Annotated in this window: 16 protein-coding genes; 10 read left to right on the top strand and 6 right to left on the bottom strand. The window is 68.8% G+C overall.

Annotated elements, in window-relative coordinates:
* The first annotated feature begins 164 nt into the window (after positions 1–164).
* The 5 genes from ACR80S_RS10105 to ACR80S_RS10085 all read left to right on the top strand — a co-directional run bounded on the left by ACR80S_RS10105 (position 165) and on the right by ACR80S_RS10085 (position 4,870).
* Positions 165–1,043: an NAD(P)-dependent oxidoreductase gene (locus ACR80S_RS10105; protein ID WP_435399175.1), complete on the top strand. Its 879-nt coding sequence runs from the start codon at positions 165–167 to the stop codon at positions 1,041–1,043.
* 275 nt (positions 1,044–1,318) lie between these two features.
* On the top strand, positions 1,319–2,173 hold the full coding sequence (locus tag ACR80S_RS10100; protein ID WP_435399176.1) for an AAA family ATPase: 855 nt from the start codon (positions 1,319–1,321) through the stop codon (positions 2,171–2,173).
* Positions 2,174–2,176: 3 nt separating this feature from the next.
* Positions 2,177–3,367, top strand: coding sequence for a vWA domain-containing protein (locus ACR80S_RS10095; RefSeq protein ID WP_435403117.1), 1,191 nt, complete (start codon positions 2,177–2,179; stop codon positions 3,365–3,367).
* A gap of 112 nt (positions 3,368–3,479) precedes the next feature.
* Complete coding sequence (locus ACR80S_RS10090) at positions 3,480–4,115, top strand: hypothetical protein (RefSeq protein ID WP_435399178.1); 636 nt, start codon at positions 3,480–3,482, stop codon at positions 4,113–4,115.
* Complete coding sequence (locus ACR80S_RS10085) at positions 4,112–4,870, top strand: DUF3307 domain-containing protein (RefSeq protein WP_435399179.1); 759 nt, start codon at positions 4,112–4,114, stop codon at positions 4,868–4,870. Before ACR80S_RS10090 ends, ACR80S_RS10085 begins: the two co-directional genes overlap by 4 nt.
* Positions 4,871–4,974: 104 nt before the next feature.
* On the opposite strand, the gene ACR80S_RS10080 is transcribed toward ACR80S_RS10085, so the two are convergent.
* Entirely contained in the window at positions 4,975–5,427 is a 453-nt protein-coding gene (locus ACR80S_RS10080; protein ID WP_435399180.1) for a hypothetical protein, read from the bottom strand.
* Positions 5,428–5,692: 265 nt separating this feature from the next.
* On the opposite strand from ACR80S_RS10080, the gene ACR80S_RS10075 reads away from it, so the two are divergent.
* Both ACR80S_RS10075 and ACR80S_RS10070 read left to right on the top strand, forming a co-directional pair.
* Positions 5,693–7,414, top strand: coding sequence for a proline--tRNA ligase (locus ACR80S_RS10075; protein WP_435399181.1), 1,722 nt, complete (start codon positions 5,693–5,695; stop codon positions 7,412–7,414).
* Positions 7,415–7,427: 13 nt separating this feature from the next.
* Entirely contained in the window at positions 7,428–8,084 is a 657-nt protein-coding gene (locus tag ACR80S_RS10070) for a lytic transglycosylase domain-containing protein (RefSeq protein WP_435403116.1), read from the top strand.
* A gap of 89 nt (positions 8,085–8,173) precedes the next feature.
* On the opposite strand, the gene ccoM is transcribed toward ACR80S_RS10070, so the two are convergent.
* The 3 genes from ccoM to rfaH all read right to left on the bottom strand — a co-directional run bounded on the left by ccoM (position 8,174) and on the right by rfaH (position 9,509).
* Positions 8,174–8,287 (bottom strand): cytochrome c oxidase subunit CcoM, encoded by a 114-nt coding sequence (ccoM, locus tag ACR80S_RS10065; RefSeq protein ID WP_435399183.1) that lies wholly within the window; start codon positions 8,285–8,287, stop codon positions 8,174–8,176.
* A gap of 128 nt (positions 8,288–8,415) precedes the next feature.
* The gene (locus tag ACR80S_RS10060; RefSeq protein ID WP_435399184.1) at positions 8,416–8,925 is read right to left on the bottom strand and encodes an FKBP-type peptidyl-prolyl cis-trans isomerase; all 510 of its coding nucleotides are present in this window, start codon (positions 8,923–8,925) and stop codon (positions 8,416–8,418) included.
* Between the two features lie 47 nt (positions 8,926–8,972).
* Positions 8,973–9,509, bottom strand: coding sequence for a transcription/translation regulatory transformer protein RfaH (gene rfaH / locus ACR80S_RS10055; protein WP_435399185.1), 537 nt, complete (start codon positions 9,507–9,509; stop codon positions 8,973–8,975).
* Between the two features lie 181 nt (positions 9,510–9,690).
* Here rfaH and ACR80S_RS10050 point away from each other — a divergent pair, with 181 nt between their 5' ends.
* Complete coding sequence (locus tag ACR80S_RS10050; protein WP_435399539.1) at positions 9,691–11,058, top strand: AmpG family muropeptide MFS transporter; 1,368 nt, start codon at positions 9,691–9,693, stop codon at positions 11,056–11,058.
* A 57-nt stretch (positions 11,059–11,115) separates the two neighbouring features.
* On the opposite strand, the gene ACR80S_RS10045 is transcribed toward ACR80S_RS10050, so the two are convergent.
* Entirely contained in the window at positions 11,116–12,948 is a 1,833-nt protein-coding gene (locus ACR80S_RS10045) for an SEC-C metal-binding domain-containing protein (RefSeq protein ID WP_435399186.1), read from the bottom strand.
* Between the two features lie 73 nt (positions 12,949–13,021).
* Entirely contained in the window at positions 13,022–14,266 is a 1,245-nt protein-coding gene (locus ACR80S_RS10040; protein ID WP_435399187.1) for an ABC1 kinase family protein, read from the bottom strand.
* Between the two features lie 126 nt (positions 14,267–14,392).
* Here ACR80S_RS10040 and ACR80S_RS10035 point away from each other — a divergent pair, with 126 nt between their 5' ends.
* Together ACR80S_RS10035 and ACR80S_RS10030 are read left to right on the top strand one after the other, a co-directional pair.
* On the top strand, positions 14,393–16,348 hold the full coding sequence (locus ACR80S_RS10035) for a DNA topoisomerase III (RefSeq protein WP_435399188.1): 1,956 nt from the start codon (positions 14,393–14,395) through the stop codon (positions 16,346–16,348).
* Positions 16,345–17,322: a ketopantoate reductase family protein gene (locus ACR80S_RS10030; protein ID WP_435403115.1), complete on the top strand. Its 978-nt coding sequence runs from the start codon at positions 16,345–16,347 to the stop codon at positions 17,320–17,322. The genes ACR80S_RS10035 and ACR80S_RS10030 overlap by 4 nt, the downstream gene beginning before the upstream one ends.
* The last annotated feature ends 27 nt before the right edge of the window (positions 17,323–17,349 follow it).

Raw genomic sequence — 17,349 nt, 5'->3', positions numbered from 1 at the left:
ATCCCGACCGGCTTGCCGATTACCGCACTGCACCATGTGGGCGCTCCGCAGGACCGACATGCGCCATGGCGAGGCAGGAAAAGGCCAGCACGCCCAGGACGAGTTGCTGATAGAGCCTTCCATCGCGCATGCTGCCCTTGCTTACACTCGCCAGGAGACCCCCCATGACCCAGCTGCGTGCAGGCTTCATCGGCATCGGCCTGATGGGCGACCCCATGACCCGCCGGCTGCTCGGCGCCGGCGTCGACGTGACTCTGTGGAACCGCACCGCGGCCAAGGCCGAGCCGCTCCGTGAGGCCGGCGCCCGGGTGGCCGGCACCATTGCCGAGTTGGTGGCGGGCGTGGACGTGGTGATGCTCTGCCTGGCCAACACCGAGGTGGTGGAGGCCGTGGTGTTCGGCGAGGGCGGCGTGGCGGAGCACGGCCGTCGCGGCCAGACCCTGATCGACTTCTCCAGCAGCGATCCCGCGGCCACCCGCGACTTCGCCGCGCGACTATCTGAGCGCTGCGGTATGACCTGGATCGACTGCCCGGTCTCCGGTGGCGTGGCCGGCGCTGAGGCGGGCAGCCTGGTGATGATGGCCGGTGGCGAGGCATCGAAGATCGACACCATCCGCCCCCTGCTCGCGCCGCTCTCCGCCCGGGTCACCCATATGGGGCCGGTGGGCGCCGGCCAGGTCACCAAGGTATGCAACCAGATGGTCGTCGGCTGCCAGGCGGCGGTGCTCGCCGAGATGGTGGCGCTGGCCGAGGCCTGCGGCGTGGAGGCCACCCGCCTCGTCGAGGCGCTGGCCGGCGGCTTCGCCGATTCGACGCCCTTCCGTATCCTCACCCCGCGCATGGCACAGAGCGACTTCGCCGACCCGCCGTGGCACCTGCGCACCTTGCTCAAGGACCTGGACATGGCGGTGGCCCAGAGCCAGCGGTCGGGCCGCGCCACCCCCATGAGTGGCCTGGCCGCCCAGCTGATGCGGGCCCACGCTGGCCGCGGCCACGCCGAGCATGACCCGGCGATCCTGGTGGAGGCGTATCGAGGCAGATAATCCGCGCTGCTGTTAGAAATCAGAGCTGATGTAGTTACGAACAGCTAGGGGCGCTGGGGGAAAGCCGAAGAGGAGGTCCTGCGCCAGGGATGGCGCCGGTAGCGTACATGGGGGTATTCACAGCGCCTCCTCGCAGGCTTGCCGACAGATCAGGCCCGAGTGATGGAAGGTATCTACGCCAGCTTTCCGAGGGGGGGGTTTGTCGCCATCGCCGCCCTTCCGTACACTCGTTTGATTAATTCCAACTCCCGACGACCTGCCGAGGCACGATCCCCATGGCGTTTGATTCCACTTCCACCTACGTGGCCACCGAGGCCCTGAAACAGGCGGTCAACGCCGCCGTGACCCTTCAGCGCCCGCTGCTGATCAAGGGCGAGCCGGGCACGGGCAAGACCCTGCTGGCCGAGGAGCTCGCGGCCTCGCTGGACACGCGACTGATCACCTGGCATATCAAGTCCTCCACCAAGGCCGCCCAGGGGCTCTACGAGTACGATGCGGTGAGCCGCCTGCGCGACTCCCAGCTGGGCGTTGAGGGCGTGGAGAACGTCGCCCACTACATCAAGCCCGGCAAGCTGTGGGAGGCCTTCACCGCGGGCGAGCGGGTGGTCCTGCTGATCGACGAGATCGACAAGGCGGACATCGAATTCCCCAACGACCTGCTCCAGGAGCTCGATCGCATGGAGTTCCATGTCTACGAGACCGGGGAGACCATTCGCGCCCACCACCGCCCGATCATCGTCATCACCTCCAACAACGAGAAGGAGCTGCCCGACGCCTTTCTGCGCCGCTGCTTCTTCCACTACATCGAGTTCCCCGACCGCGAGACCATGCAGGCCATCGTGGATGTACATTTCCCCCAGATCGCACCCAGGCTGGTGGGCGAGGCGCTGGAGGTGTTCTTCGATCTGCGCCAGGCGCCGGGACTCAAGAAGAAGCCCTCCACCTCGGAGCTGGTGGACTGGCTGAAGCTCCTGATGAGTGATGAGCTGGCCCGGGAGGCGCTCTACCACCGCGACCCGGTCAAGGCGATCCCGCCGCTGGCAGGGGCACTCGTCAAGAACGAGCAGGACACCCATCTCCTGGAGCGGCTGGCGTTCATGATGCGCCGCCAGGGCAACCAGAGGCGCTGAGTCATGTTCATCGGCCTGTTCGAGACCCTGAAGCGCGCCGGCGTCCCGGTGTCGCTACGCGAGCTACTCGATCTCCACGCGGTGGTGGAGCGCGGCGTGGTCTTCGCCGACATGGAGGCCTTCTACCGGATCGCACGCACGGTGATGGTCAAGGACGAGCGCCACTTCGACCGCTTCGATCGTGCCTTCGCCGCCTGGTTCGAGGGGCTCGAGAACCTTGACGCCGCCATCGAGGCGCTGATTCCCGATGACTGGCTGCGCCGGGAATTCGAAAAGCAACTCTCTGATGAGGAGAAGGCACAGATCGAGTCCCTGGGCGGGCTCGAGGCGCTGATCGAGACTTTCAAGCAGCGTCTGGAGGAGCAGCAGGAGCGCCACGCCGGCGGTAACAAGTGGATCGGCACCGGCGGCACCAGCCCCTTCGGCGCCTACGGCTACAACCCCGAGGGCATCCGCATCGGCCAGGACGGCTCGCGCCATCGCCGCGCGGTGAAGGTGTGGGACGAGCGTCGCTTCCGCGACTACGACGACTCCCTGGAACTGGGCACCCGCAACATCAAGATGGCGCTGAGAAGGCTACGCAAGTTCGCCCGCCAGGGGGCCGCGGAGGAGTTCGACGTGGATGCCACCATCCGCGAGACGGCCCGGGATGCCGGCCTGCTCAACGTGCAGATGCGCCCGGAGCGCCACAACGCGGTGAAGGTGCTGCTGCTGCTCGACGTGGGCGGCTCCATGGACGACCACATCCGCACCTGCGAGGAGCTCTTCTCGGCAGCGCGCTCGGAGTTCAAGCACCTGGAGGCCTACTACTTCCACAACTGTGTCTACGAGGGGCTGTGGCGCAGCAATTCCCAGAGCCAAGCTCGTCGCCACACCGAGCATATCCCGACCCTGGACGTGCTGCACACCTACGGTTCCGACTACCAGGTGGTGATCGTCGGCGACGCCGCCATGTCGCCGTACGAAGTGACCCATCCTGGCGGCAGCGTCGAACACTTCAATGACGAGGCCGGCGCGGTGTGGCTGGAGCGCCTGGTGGATAAGTTCCCGCGCCTGGTCTGGCTCAACCCCATGCCGCCGCGCGCCTGGGAGTTCACCCACTCCACCCAGCTGATCCGCCGGCTGATCGATGAGCGCATGTACCCCATGACGCTGGAGGGGCTGGAAAGCGCCATGCGCGAGCTGGCGCGGTAAGCACCAATAGCCTTTTTAGGCTATTTATTGATATTATAGCCTTAATGGGCTATTAAATTAATGAATAGCGCTGAAAGGCTATCCTTGAGGCAAGCGCCCCGGAGGGCCTTCCATGTCACAGCGAATCGCCGTCCTGACCGGCGACGTGATCGACTCGCGCAAGGTCGACGATCGCACTGGTCTCTATCGGCTGCTGGATGACAACCTGGCCGAACTGGCCTCCCTGCATGGCGGCCACGGCGATCGCTTCCGTGGCGACGGCTTCCAGCTCGCCCTGCCCCGGGCGGCCCCGGCCATGGAGGCGGCCGTGGCCCTGCGAGCGGCACTGATCGAACACTCCGAGCCCGGCCAACGCTGGGATGCCCGTATCGCCGTGGCAGTCGGGCCGGCGGAGCGGGGCCTTGCGGAGGCCGACGGCGCCACCTTCGTCGCCTCGGGTCGCGCCCTGGATGCCCTGGCCGAGACCGCCGCCCACCTGTCGCTGACCCGGCTGAACACGCCCGAGGACCCCGGGCTAGTCCTGCTGGTTCGCTTCATCGACGACCTGCTCGACGGCTGGTCACCCTACTCCGCCGAGGTCATCGGCCTGAGCCTGCGCCATGACGCCTCTCAGCAGGTCCTGGCCGAGCGTCTCGGCATCCGCCAGCCCAGCGTGCACAAGCGCCTTCGTGCCGCCCGCTGGGCCCTGCTTTCCGACACCCTCGACTACTTGGGACAGCGCCTCGCCGACGAGGAACACACGCCATGAGCGCCGATGCCCTGTCGCTGCTCATGGCCCTGGTGCTCGTCCACCTGATCGGCGACTTCCTGCTCCAACCGCGCGCCTGGGTCGAGGAGCGCTATCGCCTGAAGCATCGCTCCACGGCCCTGCTGATGCATACGCTGATCCATGCGACCCTGGTCGCCGGCGTACTGGGCGTGGTCGCCGCCATGGACCCGACCCGGGGCTACGCGATCGCCCTGCTCGCCACCCTGATAGTGGCGGCCAGCCACTGGCTGATCGACCTGGCCAAGACACGGCTGCCGGCCGGCGAACTGCGCTGGTTCCTGCTCGACCAGGCACTGCACCTGCTGGTGCTGGGGGGGCTATGGCTGGGGTGGATTGGCAGTCTGGCGCCGCTGCAGGAACTCGCCGCCTGGCTGGTCTCGCCTCAGGTGCTCGGCGTGGCGGTGGCCTACCTGACGGTGACCCGCCCCTTCTCCTTTGCCATCGCCATGATGATGCGGCGCTGGAGCCACGAGATCGAGGACAAGGGTACCCTGGCCCGGGCCGGCGCCCGCATCGGCATGCTGGAGCGGGTGGTAGTGCTCACCCTGGTGCTGCTCGACCAGCTCACCGCGGTAGGCTTCCTGCTGGCGGCGAAATCAGTGCTGCGCTACGGCGACCTGCGCGACTCCCGCGACCGCAAGCTCACCGAGTACGTGCTGCTGGGGACCCTGCTCAGCGTCGCCTCGACCCTGATACTCGGCTTCACGCTGCGCCTGATGGTCATGGAGCTCTGACGCCTCACGTTTCGGGAGAGTTCGCCATGCGCCCCGGCCCTGGCGACCCTGTCACCAATCGAGCCCTGGGAGGCGCGATTACCGACACGCGGTTGCCAACCGGCTCAGGCGCGCTCGTCGTTGGCCAGGGCGAGGCGCGCCTCATCATCGGTGCCGGCCATGCGCAGCAGCGCCAGGGCCTCGTCCAGACTCTCCACCGCCTCGACCCTCAGCAGTTCGCTGTCCAGGCTGACCGGCTTGCCGCTCATCTCGGAGAGCAGCCGCTCCAGCGAGGCGACGTCCATGTTCCCCTCCAGCTTCATGGCATCCACGCCGGAAGAGGTGTGGCCGCTGGGGAGGTAGATGGTGCCATTGGAAAAGTCCACAGCATAGGCGATCACCCCGGGGACGATGAAGAACAGCAGGCCGACGCCGTTGGCGATGGCCACCACCGGGTCGATGCGGCCGCTCAGCTGGCCCTTGCGCTCGGGGTGGAAGACGGTGCCGCAGCCCGACAGGGCGGTGATCGAGACACCGAGAACAAGGCCGGTCAGGCCGCGACGCAACGCTGGGGTCATGCGGAAATCTCCATGGCATCCGGAATCGGTGCCGCTCCCACGCATTCCGGGCTGGCACCGCTGGGCAACATCGAAATGAGTCTACCACAGCCCCGGAGAGCGCCCACCCCACCCGGCGCCAGGGGGGGGGTGGCGCCAGGCTCAGAGGGCGAAGGAGCTTTCGCGGACGACTTTTGCCGCGCCTGGCGCTTGGCCGTACAATGCGCCCACTGCCGCCGTCCTGGCGGACCGCCCCCTTTGACGAGCCCGAGGAAACGCCGGACCCATGCGCGCCACTCAACTGTTGATCGCCACCCTCAAGGAAACCCCCGCCGACGCCGAGGTCATCAGCCATCAGCTGATGCTGCGTTCGGGGATGATCCGCCGCCTCACCTCCGGCCTCTATACCTGGCTGCCGCTGGGGTTGAAGACTTTGCGCAAGGTCGAGCGCATCGTCCGCGAGGAGATGGACCGCGCCGGCGCCCAGGAGGTGCTGATGCCGGCGGTGCAGCCCGCTGAGCTGTGGCAGGAGTCCGGCCGCTGGGAGCAGTACGGCCCCGAGCTGCTGCGTCTCAAGGATCGCCACGACCGCGACTACTGCGTCGGCCCCACCCACGAGGAGGTGATCACCGACCTGGTACGCAAGGAGATTGCCAGCTACAAGCAGCTGCCGGTCAACTTCTACCAGATCCAGACCAAGTTCCGCGACGAGATCCGTCCGCGCTTCGGGGTGATGCGCTCCCGCGAGTTCATCATGAAGGACGCCTACTCCTTCCACGTCGACGAGGCCTCCCTCAAGGAGACCTACCAGGCGATGTACGATGCCTACACCCGAATCTTCACCCGCCTGGGGCTGGACTTCCGCCCGGTGATCGCCGACAACGGCGCCATCGGGGGCACCGGCTCCCACGAGTTCCACGTGCTGGCCGACTCCGGCGAGGACGACATCGTCTTTTCCACCGAGTCCGACTATGCCGCCAACATGGAGAAGGCCGAGGCGCTGCCGGCGCCCCTGGGCAGCCACCCCGAGCGTCCCGCCCCCGACGAGGAGCTGCGTCTGGTCGACACCCCCGACGCCAGGACCATCGCCGCCCTGGTGGAGCAGCACGGCCTGCCCATCGAGAAGACCCTCAAGACCCTGATGGTGCACGGGGCCGAGGGCGGCCTGATCGCCCTGCTGGTGCGCGGCGACCACGAGCTCAACGAGGTGAAGGCCGAGAACCTGCCCCAGGTGGCTGCGCCGCTGACCATGGCCAGCGAAGAGGAAATCCGCGCCGCGGTGGGCGCCGGCCCCGGCTCGCTGGGCCCGGTAGGCCTGGAGATGCCGATCATCGTCGACCGCAGCGTGGCACTGATGAGCGATTTCGGCGCCGGCGCCAACGTCGACGGCAAGCATTACTTCGGCATCAACTGGGAGCGCGATGTAGCGCTGCCCGAGATCCATGATATCCGCAAGGCGGTCGAGGGCGACCCCTCCCCGGACGGCCGCGGCACGCTGGGCATCAAGCGCGGCATCGAGGTGGGCCACGTCTTCCAGTTGGGCTGCAAGTACAGCGAGGCGATGAACGCCACGGTGCTGGGCGCCGAAGGTCGCGCCATCCACCCCTGGATGGGCTGCTATGGTATCGGGGTGACCCGGGTCGTGGCCGCCGCCATCGAGCAGAACCACGATGAGGCCGGCATCATCTGGCCCGATGCCATCGCGCCCTTCCATATTGCGCTGGTACCGATGAATGCCCACAAGTCGCAGCGGGTGCGCGAGGAGTCCGAGAAGCTCTACGCCGAGCTGACCGAGGCCGGCTTCGAGGTGCTGCTGGATGATCGCGACCTGCGCCCGGGCGCCAAGTTTGCCGACCATGAACTGATGGGTCTGCCCCATCGCCTCGTGGTCGGCGACCGCGGCCTGGACAAGGGAGAACTGGAATACAAGGGACGCCGTGACAGTGACGCCACCATGCTACCGGCAGAGCAGCTCCTCGACTTCCTCGGCGAACGCATCAGCCGCTGACGCGCGCCCAAGCGTGAAACGCCTCGCCGCCGGCCTTGGGTGGTTCTGCCTGGCCGCCGTCTCCACGGCGGCGGCCAGCGATGACACCTTCCTGGCCTCCCTGGAGGCCGATCGTCGACCGCTGGTGGTCCAGGCACTGCCGGCCGCGCCCGCCTCCCTGCGCACCACCCTCGACGACAGCCTCTCCCTCCCCCGCGACCCGGCCGAGATCTGGGCGGCACGCCAGTGGCAAAATGCCATGGAGCCGTCGATGGCCCGCTTCGTCAAGGATGAGGCCCTGCGCGGCGAGCTGCTGCAGCGGGTCTTCCTGGAGGCCCGCCTGGCCAGGCTGCCACCGGAGATGGTCCTGGCGGTGATCCAGGTGGAGAGCGCCTTCCGGGCCGATGCCATCTCCTCCGCCGGGGCGGTGGGCCTGATGCAGATCATGCCGTTCTGGATCCGCGAATTGGGCCTGCCCGCCGACGACCTCAAGGATCCATGGCGCAACCTGCGCTATGGCACCACGATACTCGCCCACTACCTGGCGGTGGAGCGCGGTGACTTTACCCGCGCGCTGGCCCGCTACAACGGCAGCCTGGGACAGACCTGGTACCCGGAGCGCGTGATGCGCGCCTGGCAGCGCCACTGGCGCGGGCCATCGGAGAGCGGACGGGCCACCGTCCAGCGCTGATCTAACAAACGAAAAAAAGCCGACCCAAGCGGGTCGGCTACTGGGGGGATGACTCCCCCCTCCCCTGACGACTTTTTGCGATGACTGATTCAGTGCTTCTTCTTGCGATTATCTCGCACGATGAAGGCGATCCAGCCACCCATGAAAGCGATCATCATCGCGACGGTGACCAACCCGAAGATTACGGCGTCATCTAGATACATGTGTTTGTCCTCCCGTCTCGATCTGTTGGGAGGACTTTAGCCCGGAGTGGCGGGACAAAACCTGACCTGCATCAATTTCGATTCCGGCATCCCACGGGGGCGGGTCGAATCTTGATGCAGGTCAGTTTTTACAGCACCTTCTTGTCTTCCACGCTGGCAGGGTCGGTGCCGGGAGGCAGCGGATGGCCCTTGGCGAGTTCGGCGCGGGTGGCATCGCGCACCTCGAGCACCTCCAGCCGGTAGCGCAGGGTCCTGCCGGCGAGCGGATGGTTGGTGTCGATCAGCACGCTGTCGTCGCGCACCTCCAGCACCGTGACCACCTGGGGGCCGGCCTCACCGGGGGTCTGGAAGCGCATGCCCGGTGACAGGTCGTCCACGGGGAAGGCGCCGCGGCCTACTTCACGAACAAGCGCCTCGTTGCGAAGCCCGTAGGCCTCGGCCGGCATCAGGGTCACGCTGAGTTCGGCGCCCTCGGACTGGCCGTCCAGGGCGCGCTCAAGCCCCTCGACGATGTTGTGGTGGCCGTGGAGGTACTCCAGCGGCTGCTCTCGGGCACGGGAGTTATCCAGCACCTCGCCGGCGGCGGTATCGGTCAGGACATAGTGAAGGGTCACGACCCGCTGGGGAGAGATCGTCATGGCAGTCTCCTTGGAGTGAAAGGGGGGGGGGGGGGGCGTGGCGAGGCTCAGCTGCGTCGAAGCTGGTCGACCGGTACCTCGAGCCGCTGCTGGCGATGCAGCAGGTTGAGCAGCACGATGGCGCGCTCCTCGCCCTTGTGGCCGGCGAAGACCGCCTGCAGCTCCTTGAAGGGCCCCTCGGTGATGGTGACCGCGTCGCCGGTGCGGAAATAGAGGTTGGCGGTGGCGTCGTCGCGTTCGCTGCCGTGCTCGCGCAGGGTGGTGATCAGGTCATCATTCACCGCCACGGGCATGTCGCCGAAGCCGACCAGCTTGAGCACGCCGCGGGTGGAGCGGATCGGGCGCCAGTTGCTGACCAGCCGGTCGAGGCGGATGAACAGATAGTAGGGAAACAGCGGCTCGCTGATCCATTCGAGCTTGCCGCGGCGCTTCTTCTGCACCTCGAGCACCGGGTGGAACACCTCGTAGCCCTGGTTGGCCAGGTGCGCGGCAGCACGGAACGACTCACCGCCCTTGCACTGGATCACATACCAGCGTGGAACGGCCTCGTCGCCGGGTTCGAGGGTCGCGTCGTTCTCGTTCATGGGACTCCTGTCGGGGATGACTGGGTGCTGGTATCGACGCTGATGCTCTGCAACAATCGCCGCGATGTCCGGGCCGCTGGCTCGGCAACCGATATCCGGATTCTACCATCGATGGTGACCGCCTGTGACGGCCCGACGTCCGGGTGGCTCGCAAGGAGTGCCCTGCCCGATGTCAAGCCCCCTGCCCAGCCCAACGCCCCATCGCAGCTGGCGCGATGCCCTGGCGATCTACCTGCGCGCACCGGTGATCACCATGCTGTTTCTCGGCTTCTCGGCCGGCCTGCCCTTCCTGCTGGTGTTCTCGACGCTCTCGGCCTGGCTACGCAGCGACGGGGTCGAGGTGGCCGCCATCGGCTTCTTCTCCTGGATCGGCATCCTCTACTCGATCAAGTTCTTTTGGGCGCCGGTGGTGGATCGCCTGGCCCTGCCGCTTCTCACCCGCACCCTGGGCCAGCGCCGCGGCTGGATGCTGCTCGCCCAGGCGATGATCGCCGCCGGCCTGATCGGTCTGGCCAGCCTCGACCCTACCCGGAACCTGGCGATGGTGGCCGGCTTTGCGCTGCTGGTGGCCTTCGGTTCCGCCACCCAGGACATCGCCATCGACGCCTTTCGCATCGAATCGGCGCCGGACGATATCCAGGCGGCCATGGCCTCCACCTACATCATCGGCTACCGCGGGGGGCTGCTGGCCGCCGGCGCCGGGGCCATGTACGTGGCCTCCTGGCTCTCCTGGGAGGCGGCCTACCTGACCATGGCGGCCCTGGTGGGCATCGGGGTGATCACCGTGCTGGTGCGCCCGGAGCCCGAACGGCTGTCGCTCACCACCCAGCTGATCCACGAGCCGAAGGTGCGCGCCTTCCTGCGCGCCAGCCGCGGCAAGCCGCGCCAGCTGCGCCGCCTGGGGGCCTGGGTGATCGGCGCCATCGTCTGCCCCTTCACCGATTTCTTCAGCCGCCACCGCCGCAAGGCCCTGTGGCTGCTGGTGTTCATCGCGGTGTTCCGAATCAGCGACCTGGCCATGGCCTCCATGGCCAATCCCCTCTATATCGACATGGGCTTCACCCTGGCCACCATCGCCAACGTCACCAACGTCTTCGGCATCGCCATGAGCGTGACCGGGGGCATCCTGGGAGGGCTGCTGGTGGCCCGCTATGGCATCGGGCCGATCCTGGTGCTGGGGGCGGCGGCCGCCACCCTGACCAACCTGCTGTTCGCCGCCCTGGCCCTGGCCGGCCAGAGCCTGCCGATGCTGGTGATGGCGATCGTCGGCGACAACCTGGCCAACGGCCTGGCCAGCGCGGTGTTCATCGCCTTCCTCTCCAGCCTGACCTCGCGGGCCTACACGGCGACCCAGTACGCGCTGTTCTCGTCGCTGATGACCCTGCCGGGCAAGTTCCTCAGCGGCTTTGGCGGGCTGGTGGTGGCCACCGAAGGCTATGCCACCTTCTTCGTGATCGCCACCGCGCTCGGCCTGCCGGCCATCGCCCTGGCGATCTGGATCAGCCGCGACCGGGAGCTGGTACCGGCACCGATGCCGCGCGGGGCCTGACGGCCAGGCCCCGACTTGCGCCAGGAGCGGTGCAGCGGGCGGCGCCCTCCAGGGGGACTAGCGAATATCGAGCCAGCCCTGCAGCCAAGCCAGTGCCCCCGGGGGGGCCCGCCACTGGTCGCGCATCAGGGTGCGGTACTGCCACGCCTCCGCCCGAGAACCGGGCTCGGCCACCCCGTCGCCGCCAGCGGCGGGCGCCTGGCGGGGCTTCTCGGCACACAGCAGGGCCAGGGCATGGACATTGTGTCGGTGCGCCTCCTCGAGCGCCTCAGCGGCTTCGTCCAGGCGCTCGAGCCGAAACAGCGCCAGCGCACGACCCAGCAGCAGACCCAGTGCCGCCTCGCCCAGCTCCTCGCCCTCCGGCGGATAGCTGACGGCCAGCGCCTCACCGTCACGCCCGTCGCGCAGCAACTGGTCGAGCACCAGCTCCCGCAGTCCCAGGCTGTCGTGGTCATCCAGCGCTAGCAGGCGCTCGGCGAGCTGCCGGGAGCGCTGCCGGGCGCCGCGCTCCATGCCCACCACCAGCGCCAGCCCGGTGCGCAGCAGCAGGGCGTTGTCGCCATCCTCCCAGACCAGGGTGCCGGGCCCCTCGGCAGCCGCCTGCTCGAGCCAGCGCTCCAGCCGTTCGGCAAGCGGCACGAACAGGCTCGGCGCCATCCACGGCAGGCTGCCGAACCGGGTGGTGAGCGCCAGGGTCAGCCCCTGGAGCACCGCCGGGGCATCGAGCCACTCGGGGTGAGCACAGAGCTCTGTCAGCCACTCTCCGGCCGCAGGCCAGGGGTCATCTTCCAGCCCCAGCGGCGACTCGCTGACCGCCTCCGCCGGAAAGCAGGCGAGCCAGGCTTCGGTCAGGGCCTGCTCGCGCTCGCTCTGGCGGTACTCCAGGCGGCCTTCATCGGTGCGGGTCACCTTCAGCCGGGGAGCGGTGGGCAGCACCTCCAGAAGGGCCTGCAGGGAGGCGAGCGGCCCGGCCAGGTCCTCCTCGGCGTTGAGCAGCTGCTCGGCCAGTGTCGCCCCCGGGTTATCGGCAAGATCGGCCAGGAATTCGAGCTGGTCGGGGTCGAGCTCGCCCTGCCGGGCGAGGCGGCGGAACCAGAAGCGCGCCCGCTCGGCGGCCTCCTCCTCGTGTCCCTCGTGGAGCAGCAGCATCGCCTCGATGTAGGCCAGGGTGGGCGAGTCCGGCAGGGCCTGCTGGGCGCGCACGAAGGCGGCCCGGGCGCTGTCCAGGTCGTCGGCATCGAGGTGCATCAGGCAGAGGCGCTCCAGGGCCACGCCCCTCAAGAACAGCGGGCCATGCTCGAGCACCGCATCGAGCAGCGCCTCACGCTTGCGATGGAAACCGCGTTCCTGGTAGAGGTCGATGAGGATCTCGAAGGCGGGTTCGGCCTGCTCCGGCAGCTTCGACCAGTCGCCGCGCTCGAACAGCGACTCGAGGATCTGCTGGGCGCGACCCCGCTGGCCGGTCTCGGCGGCAATCAGACCCGCCTCCAACAGCCCCTGGGCCGGGGCGCGGCCGCTGGCCAGCGCCGCCTTGAGGGTGTCGCCCTTCCACTCGCGAAGCGAGAGCATCCACATCAGGTGACCGGGCACCGGACCCGGCAGACTCACGGTGCCACAGCACTGCTTGGTCTTGCGCCCGGAATCGCACCAGCAGGGCTCGTTGCGGCCAGGGGGCGCCAGAGGTTCGGTGGCGAAGCCGAGACGTTCAAGCGGCGTCTGGGACCACAGCTCCGGCGCCAGCGCCTGGGCCATGGGCAGGTTACCCCCGACCAGCGCCGGGCCCTCCTCGCGGGCCCAGGTCATCAGCGTCGGATAGCGCTCGTCCTGACGAATCGCCTTGAGCGCCCCCGAGGCAAACCCCAGCAGCTGTTCGACCCATACCGCCAGCATCGCACTCTCCACCGTCCGGAAAACGGCACAGTCTACCAGTCTGCCAGGGGCTTGGCATCGTGGCCTTTCCCGTTCATCGCCTCGCCCATGCCAGCAGCGGCCGGGTGCGGGCGTGCATGTCCAGCCGAGCGCCCAGACGCACCAGGTTCCAGTAGTGGCCGTTGAGGGTACGCGACAGCAGCAGGGTGTCCGCCGGCGGCTGCAGGCGGTCCATGGCGTCCCATACCTTGGGGGTCAGGTCGCGCAGCCGGCGATGCACGCGGACATCGGAGAAGTCCTGCTCGCCGGGGGCGAACAGCGGCCCCACGGCCTCGGCGGATTCCCGATAGAGCGCCAGCGGAGCCCCCTGCCCCTGGCGTCCGCCGAGCCTGAGCAGCGCCTCGTCCATGGCCATGGGGTCGCCCGCCAGGGTGGCCTCGAGAAGGTGCATCATGGCACTCAGCCGCGGCTCGGGCACCAGGATCACCGCGCCCAGGTCATAGATCACCAGCCGTCCCTGGTCGTCGACGGCGAAGTTGCCGGCGTGGGGGTCGGCGTGCAGCTCGCCATGGGTGAAGAGCTCCTCCGTGAGCCAGTCAGCCAGGGTCACCGCCACGCCCTGACGCAGGGCGTCGTCGCACGACTCCAGGTCACGCAGCGGGGTGCCCGGCGCATAGCGCATGGCCAGCACCCGCTCACCGCAGAGCTCGGGCAGCGGCTCGGGAATCACCAGGTTCTCCAGGTGGGCGTAGCGCGCCTGATAGCGGGCCAGCGCCTCGGCCTCGGCACGATAGTCCAGTTCGCCGCGCAGGCTGGCGGCGAGCTCCTCGAAGAGCGCATCGAGGCGCGCCTGGGGCACCTTGAACCAGCGGCCCAGGCGCATCATCCGTCGCACCTGGGCTAGATCGCTCTCCAGCACATCGGCGAGCCCGGGATACTGCACCTTGAGCACCAGGGTCTCGCCATCGAGGGTCACGGCGCGGTGCACCTGGCCCATGGAGGCGCTGGCGAAGGGGCGCTCCTCGATCTCGCGGAACACCGCCTCCAGCTCACCGTACTGGGCCACCAGGCTCTCGCGGATGCGCGGCCAGGGCATGGGCTCGGCCTGGCGTTGCAGCCGGGCGAGCTCCTCGGCCAGATCGGGGGGCAACAGGTCATCCCACTGGGACATGATCTGGGCCAGCTTCATGGCCGGGCCCTTGAGCTCTGAGAGCCCCTCGAACAGCGCCTCACCCAGCGCCCGCCAGTCCGCCTGGCCGCCCAGCCGGGTGCGGATCAGGGCGCCGCCGGTCCTGGCGCCCAGCCCCAGCAGTCGTCTCGTCCTGCCTCGTTCGCGCATGCCACCGCTCCGCTTGTTGGATACGAAATATCGATACAAGAATTGTACATCAAATTCACTTGATGACACCTGGCAAGGGGCGCCGCTTACTGGAAGAATATCCAGAACACTGCCGAAGAGCCCGCCATGCGCCTGATCATCGCCGAGAAGCCCAGCCTCGCCCGCGCCATCGCCGACGCCCTGCCCGGTGCTCCCCGCAAGCAGGAGGGGGCCATTGCCGTGGGCGACACCACCGTGACCTGGTGCCTTGGCCATCTGCTGGAACAGGCCCCACCGGACGCCTACGACCCGGCCCTCAAGCAGTGGCGTCTCGATACCCTGCCGATCCTGCCCGGCCGCTGGAAGCTCACACCCCGCCCGAAGTCCCGCGGCCAGCTCTCGGTGATCCGTGGCCTGCTCAAGGCCGCTCGCGAGGTAGTCCACGCCGGCGACCCGGACCGGGAGGGCCAACTGCTGGTGCAGGAGGTAATCGAGCATCTGGGCTGGAAGGGGGCGGTATCGCGGCTGCTTGTCAGCGACCTCAACCGCCCGGCGGTTCAGCGCGCGCTGGCCCGCCTGGAGGACAACGCCCGCTACCAGCCACTCTACCGCGCCGCCGAGTCCCGCTCCCGAGCCGACTGGCTCTTCGGCATCAACCTGACCCGGGCCTGGACCCTCACCGGCCGCCAGGCGGGTCACGACGGCGTGCTCTCGGTGGGCCGGGTGCAGACTCCGGTGCTGGGCCTGGTAGTGCGCCGCGACGGCGAGATCCGGGACTTCACCCCCCACCCCTTCTTCGTGCTGTGGGCGGATCTCGCCATGGAGCATGGCACCCTGCGTGCCTGGTGGGCACCCGACGAGGGCGAGACGCTGGACGACCAGGGCCGGCTGCTGGCTCGAGAGCCCGCCGCCGCCCTGGCCGAGCGGCTGCCCGGTGCCGCAGGGAGGCTGGTCAAGCTCGAGACCCAGAACAAGCGTCAGGCCGCGCCGCTGCCCTACTCGCTGTCGGCGCTGCAGGTGGACGCCGCCCGCCGCTACGGGCTCTCCGCCAAGGGAGTACTGGATACCTGCCAGGCCCTCTACGAGCGCCACCAGCTGATCACCTACCCGCGCTCCGACTGCCGCTACCTGCCCGAGGAGCACTTCAGCGCCGCCCGGGGCACTCTGGAGGACGCTTGCCGGGCGGACGACACCCTGCGCCAGTGGCTGGCCGGGGCCGACTTCACGCGCCGCTCCCGGGCCTGGAACGACAAGCAGGTGGGCGCCCACCATGCCCTGGCCCCCACCGGCCGACCCATGGACCCGGCCCGGCTGTCGGCCACCGAGGCCAACGTCTTCAGGCTGATCGCCCGCAACGTGCTGGCCCAGTTCTACCCACCGCTCGCCACCCGGGAGGTGAAGGCGGAATTCATGATTCTCGACGAAGCCTTCCGCGCCCGCGGACAGGAGCTTCTCGAGGCGGGCTGGAAGCCGCTGTTCACCACCCGGGATGAGGCGCCGCCGCTACCGCCGCTCACCGAGGGCGAGGCATGCCGGGTCGACGAGGCGGGCGTCGAGGATCGCGAAACGCGCCCCCCGGAGCCCTTCAACGACGCCAGCCTGATCAAGGCGATGATGAACATCGCCCGCTATGTGGAGGACCCGGCGGTGCGACGCACCCTGCGCGAACATGACGGCCTGGGCACCGAGGCCACCCGCGCCGGCATCATCGAGACCCTGGTGGAGCGCGGTTACCTGGTGCGTCGCGCCAAGGCCCTGCGCGCCACCCGGCTGGGCAGCGCCCTGATCGCCTCACTGCCCGAAGCGGCCAGCCGCCCGGAACGCACTGCCCTGTGGGAACAGCGTCTCTCAGCCATCGCCGAGGAGGGTGTCGACCCCGCTCCCTTCCTCGGTGACCTGATCAGCGACCTGCACGGCCTGTTGGCCAGCGCCGACGCCGGCCGACTGCGCCAGGCGCTGGCCACGGCCGGCGGCGAGGAGCCCCCTGCCGGTGGCCGCACCCCGGCCAGGCGGCGAGGCACGGCCTCGAGACGCCGCAGCGGGGCGGGCTCCAGCACCAGGAGTGGCACCCGTCGGACGAGCCGCAAGCGGGGCGGCTCATGACGGCGCGAGACGCCCACTGGATCGTCGGCCCCGGCGCCCTGGGCCGGCTGATCGGCCTGAGCCTGGCCACCCGGCGGCCCCCCATCGCAGTGACTCTGATCGGACGCCGCCGGCTGCCCACCGAGCAGGCACTCGTCACCCCCCGGGGCGACACCCTGAGCGTAAGCGTGGCCACCGCCACCCTGGATAGCCTCCCGGCCCAGCCCCCTGACGTCGTGCACCTGACCACCAAGGCCTATGCCGCCGAGGCGGCCCATGCCGCGCTGGCACCGCACCTGCCTGCCGGCACGCCGCTGGTGCTATGGCAGAACGGCTTCGGCTGCCAGCCGCGGCTCAGCCAGCGCCATGACGGCCCGATGCTGTGCGCCACGACCACCGAGGGTGCCTATCTCGAGGACATGGCAAGTGATAGCCGGGTGGTCCACGCCGGACAGGGCGAGACCCTGATCGGGGCGCTGAACAACACCCTCATGGACGGACGTCCACACTCGATCACCAACGAGCTGGCCAATGCGCTTGCTACCACCCTCACCGCCGCCGGCCTGCCCGCCTGCGTGGTGAGCGACATCCGCCAGCGGCTGTGGCAGAAGCTCGCCGTCAACGCCGCCATCAACCCCCTGGTGGCACGCTTTCGCATCCGCAACGGCCAACTGCGCGACCGCCCCTTCCGGCCCATGGTGGAGGCGATCATCACCGAGGTGGCCGCGATCCTCGCCGCCCAGGGCATCGCCCCGCCCGCCGGGGATGGGCGGGAGGGTTGGCGAACGCTGGTGTGGCGTGTCGTCGAGGGAACCGCCGACAACCGTGCCTCCATGCTCCAGGACGTGCTGGCCGGGCGCCCCACCGAGCACGAAGCGATCCTCGGCCCGCTGCTGGCCGCCGCTCGGGCCCACCACCTCGCTGCCACCCGCCTGGCCGAGCTGGCCGACTGGCTCAAGGCGCGCGAACTGGCGGGCTCGGCAGACAGTTGCTAGGCTACCTTGACACCAATGACTCGCCTT

It is taken from the genome of Halomonas salsilacus, from assembly GCF_051216275.1.
In the GTDB taxonomy this organism is placed as follows: domain Bacteria; phylum Pseudomonadota; class Gammaproteobacteria; order Pseudomonadales; family Halomonadaceae; genus Halomonas.
Note: the sequence above shows the minus strand (reverse complement) of the source record. Positions and strands in the feature narration are given on the sequence as shown.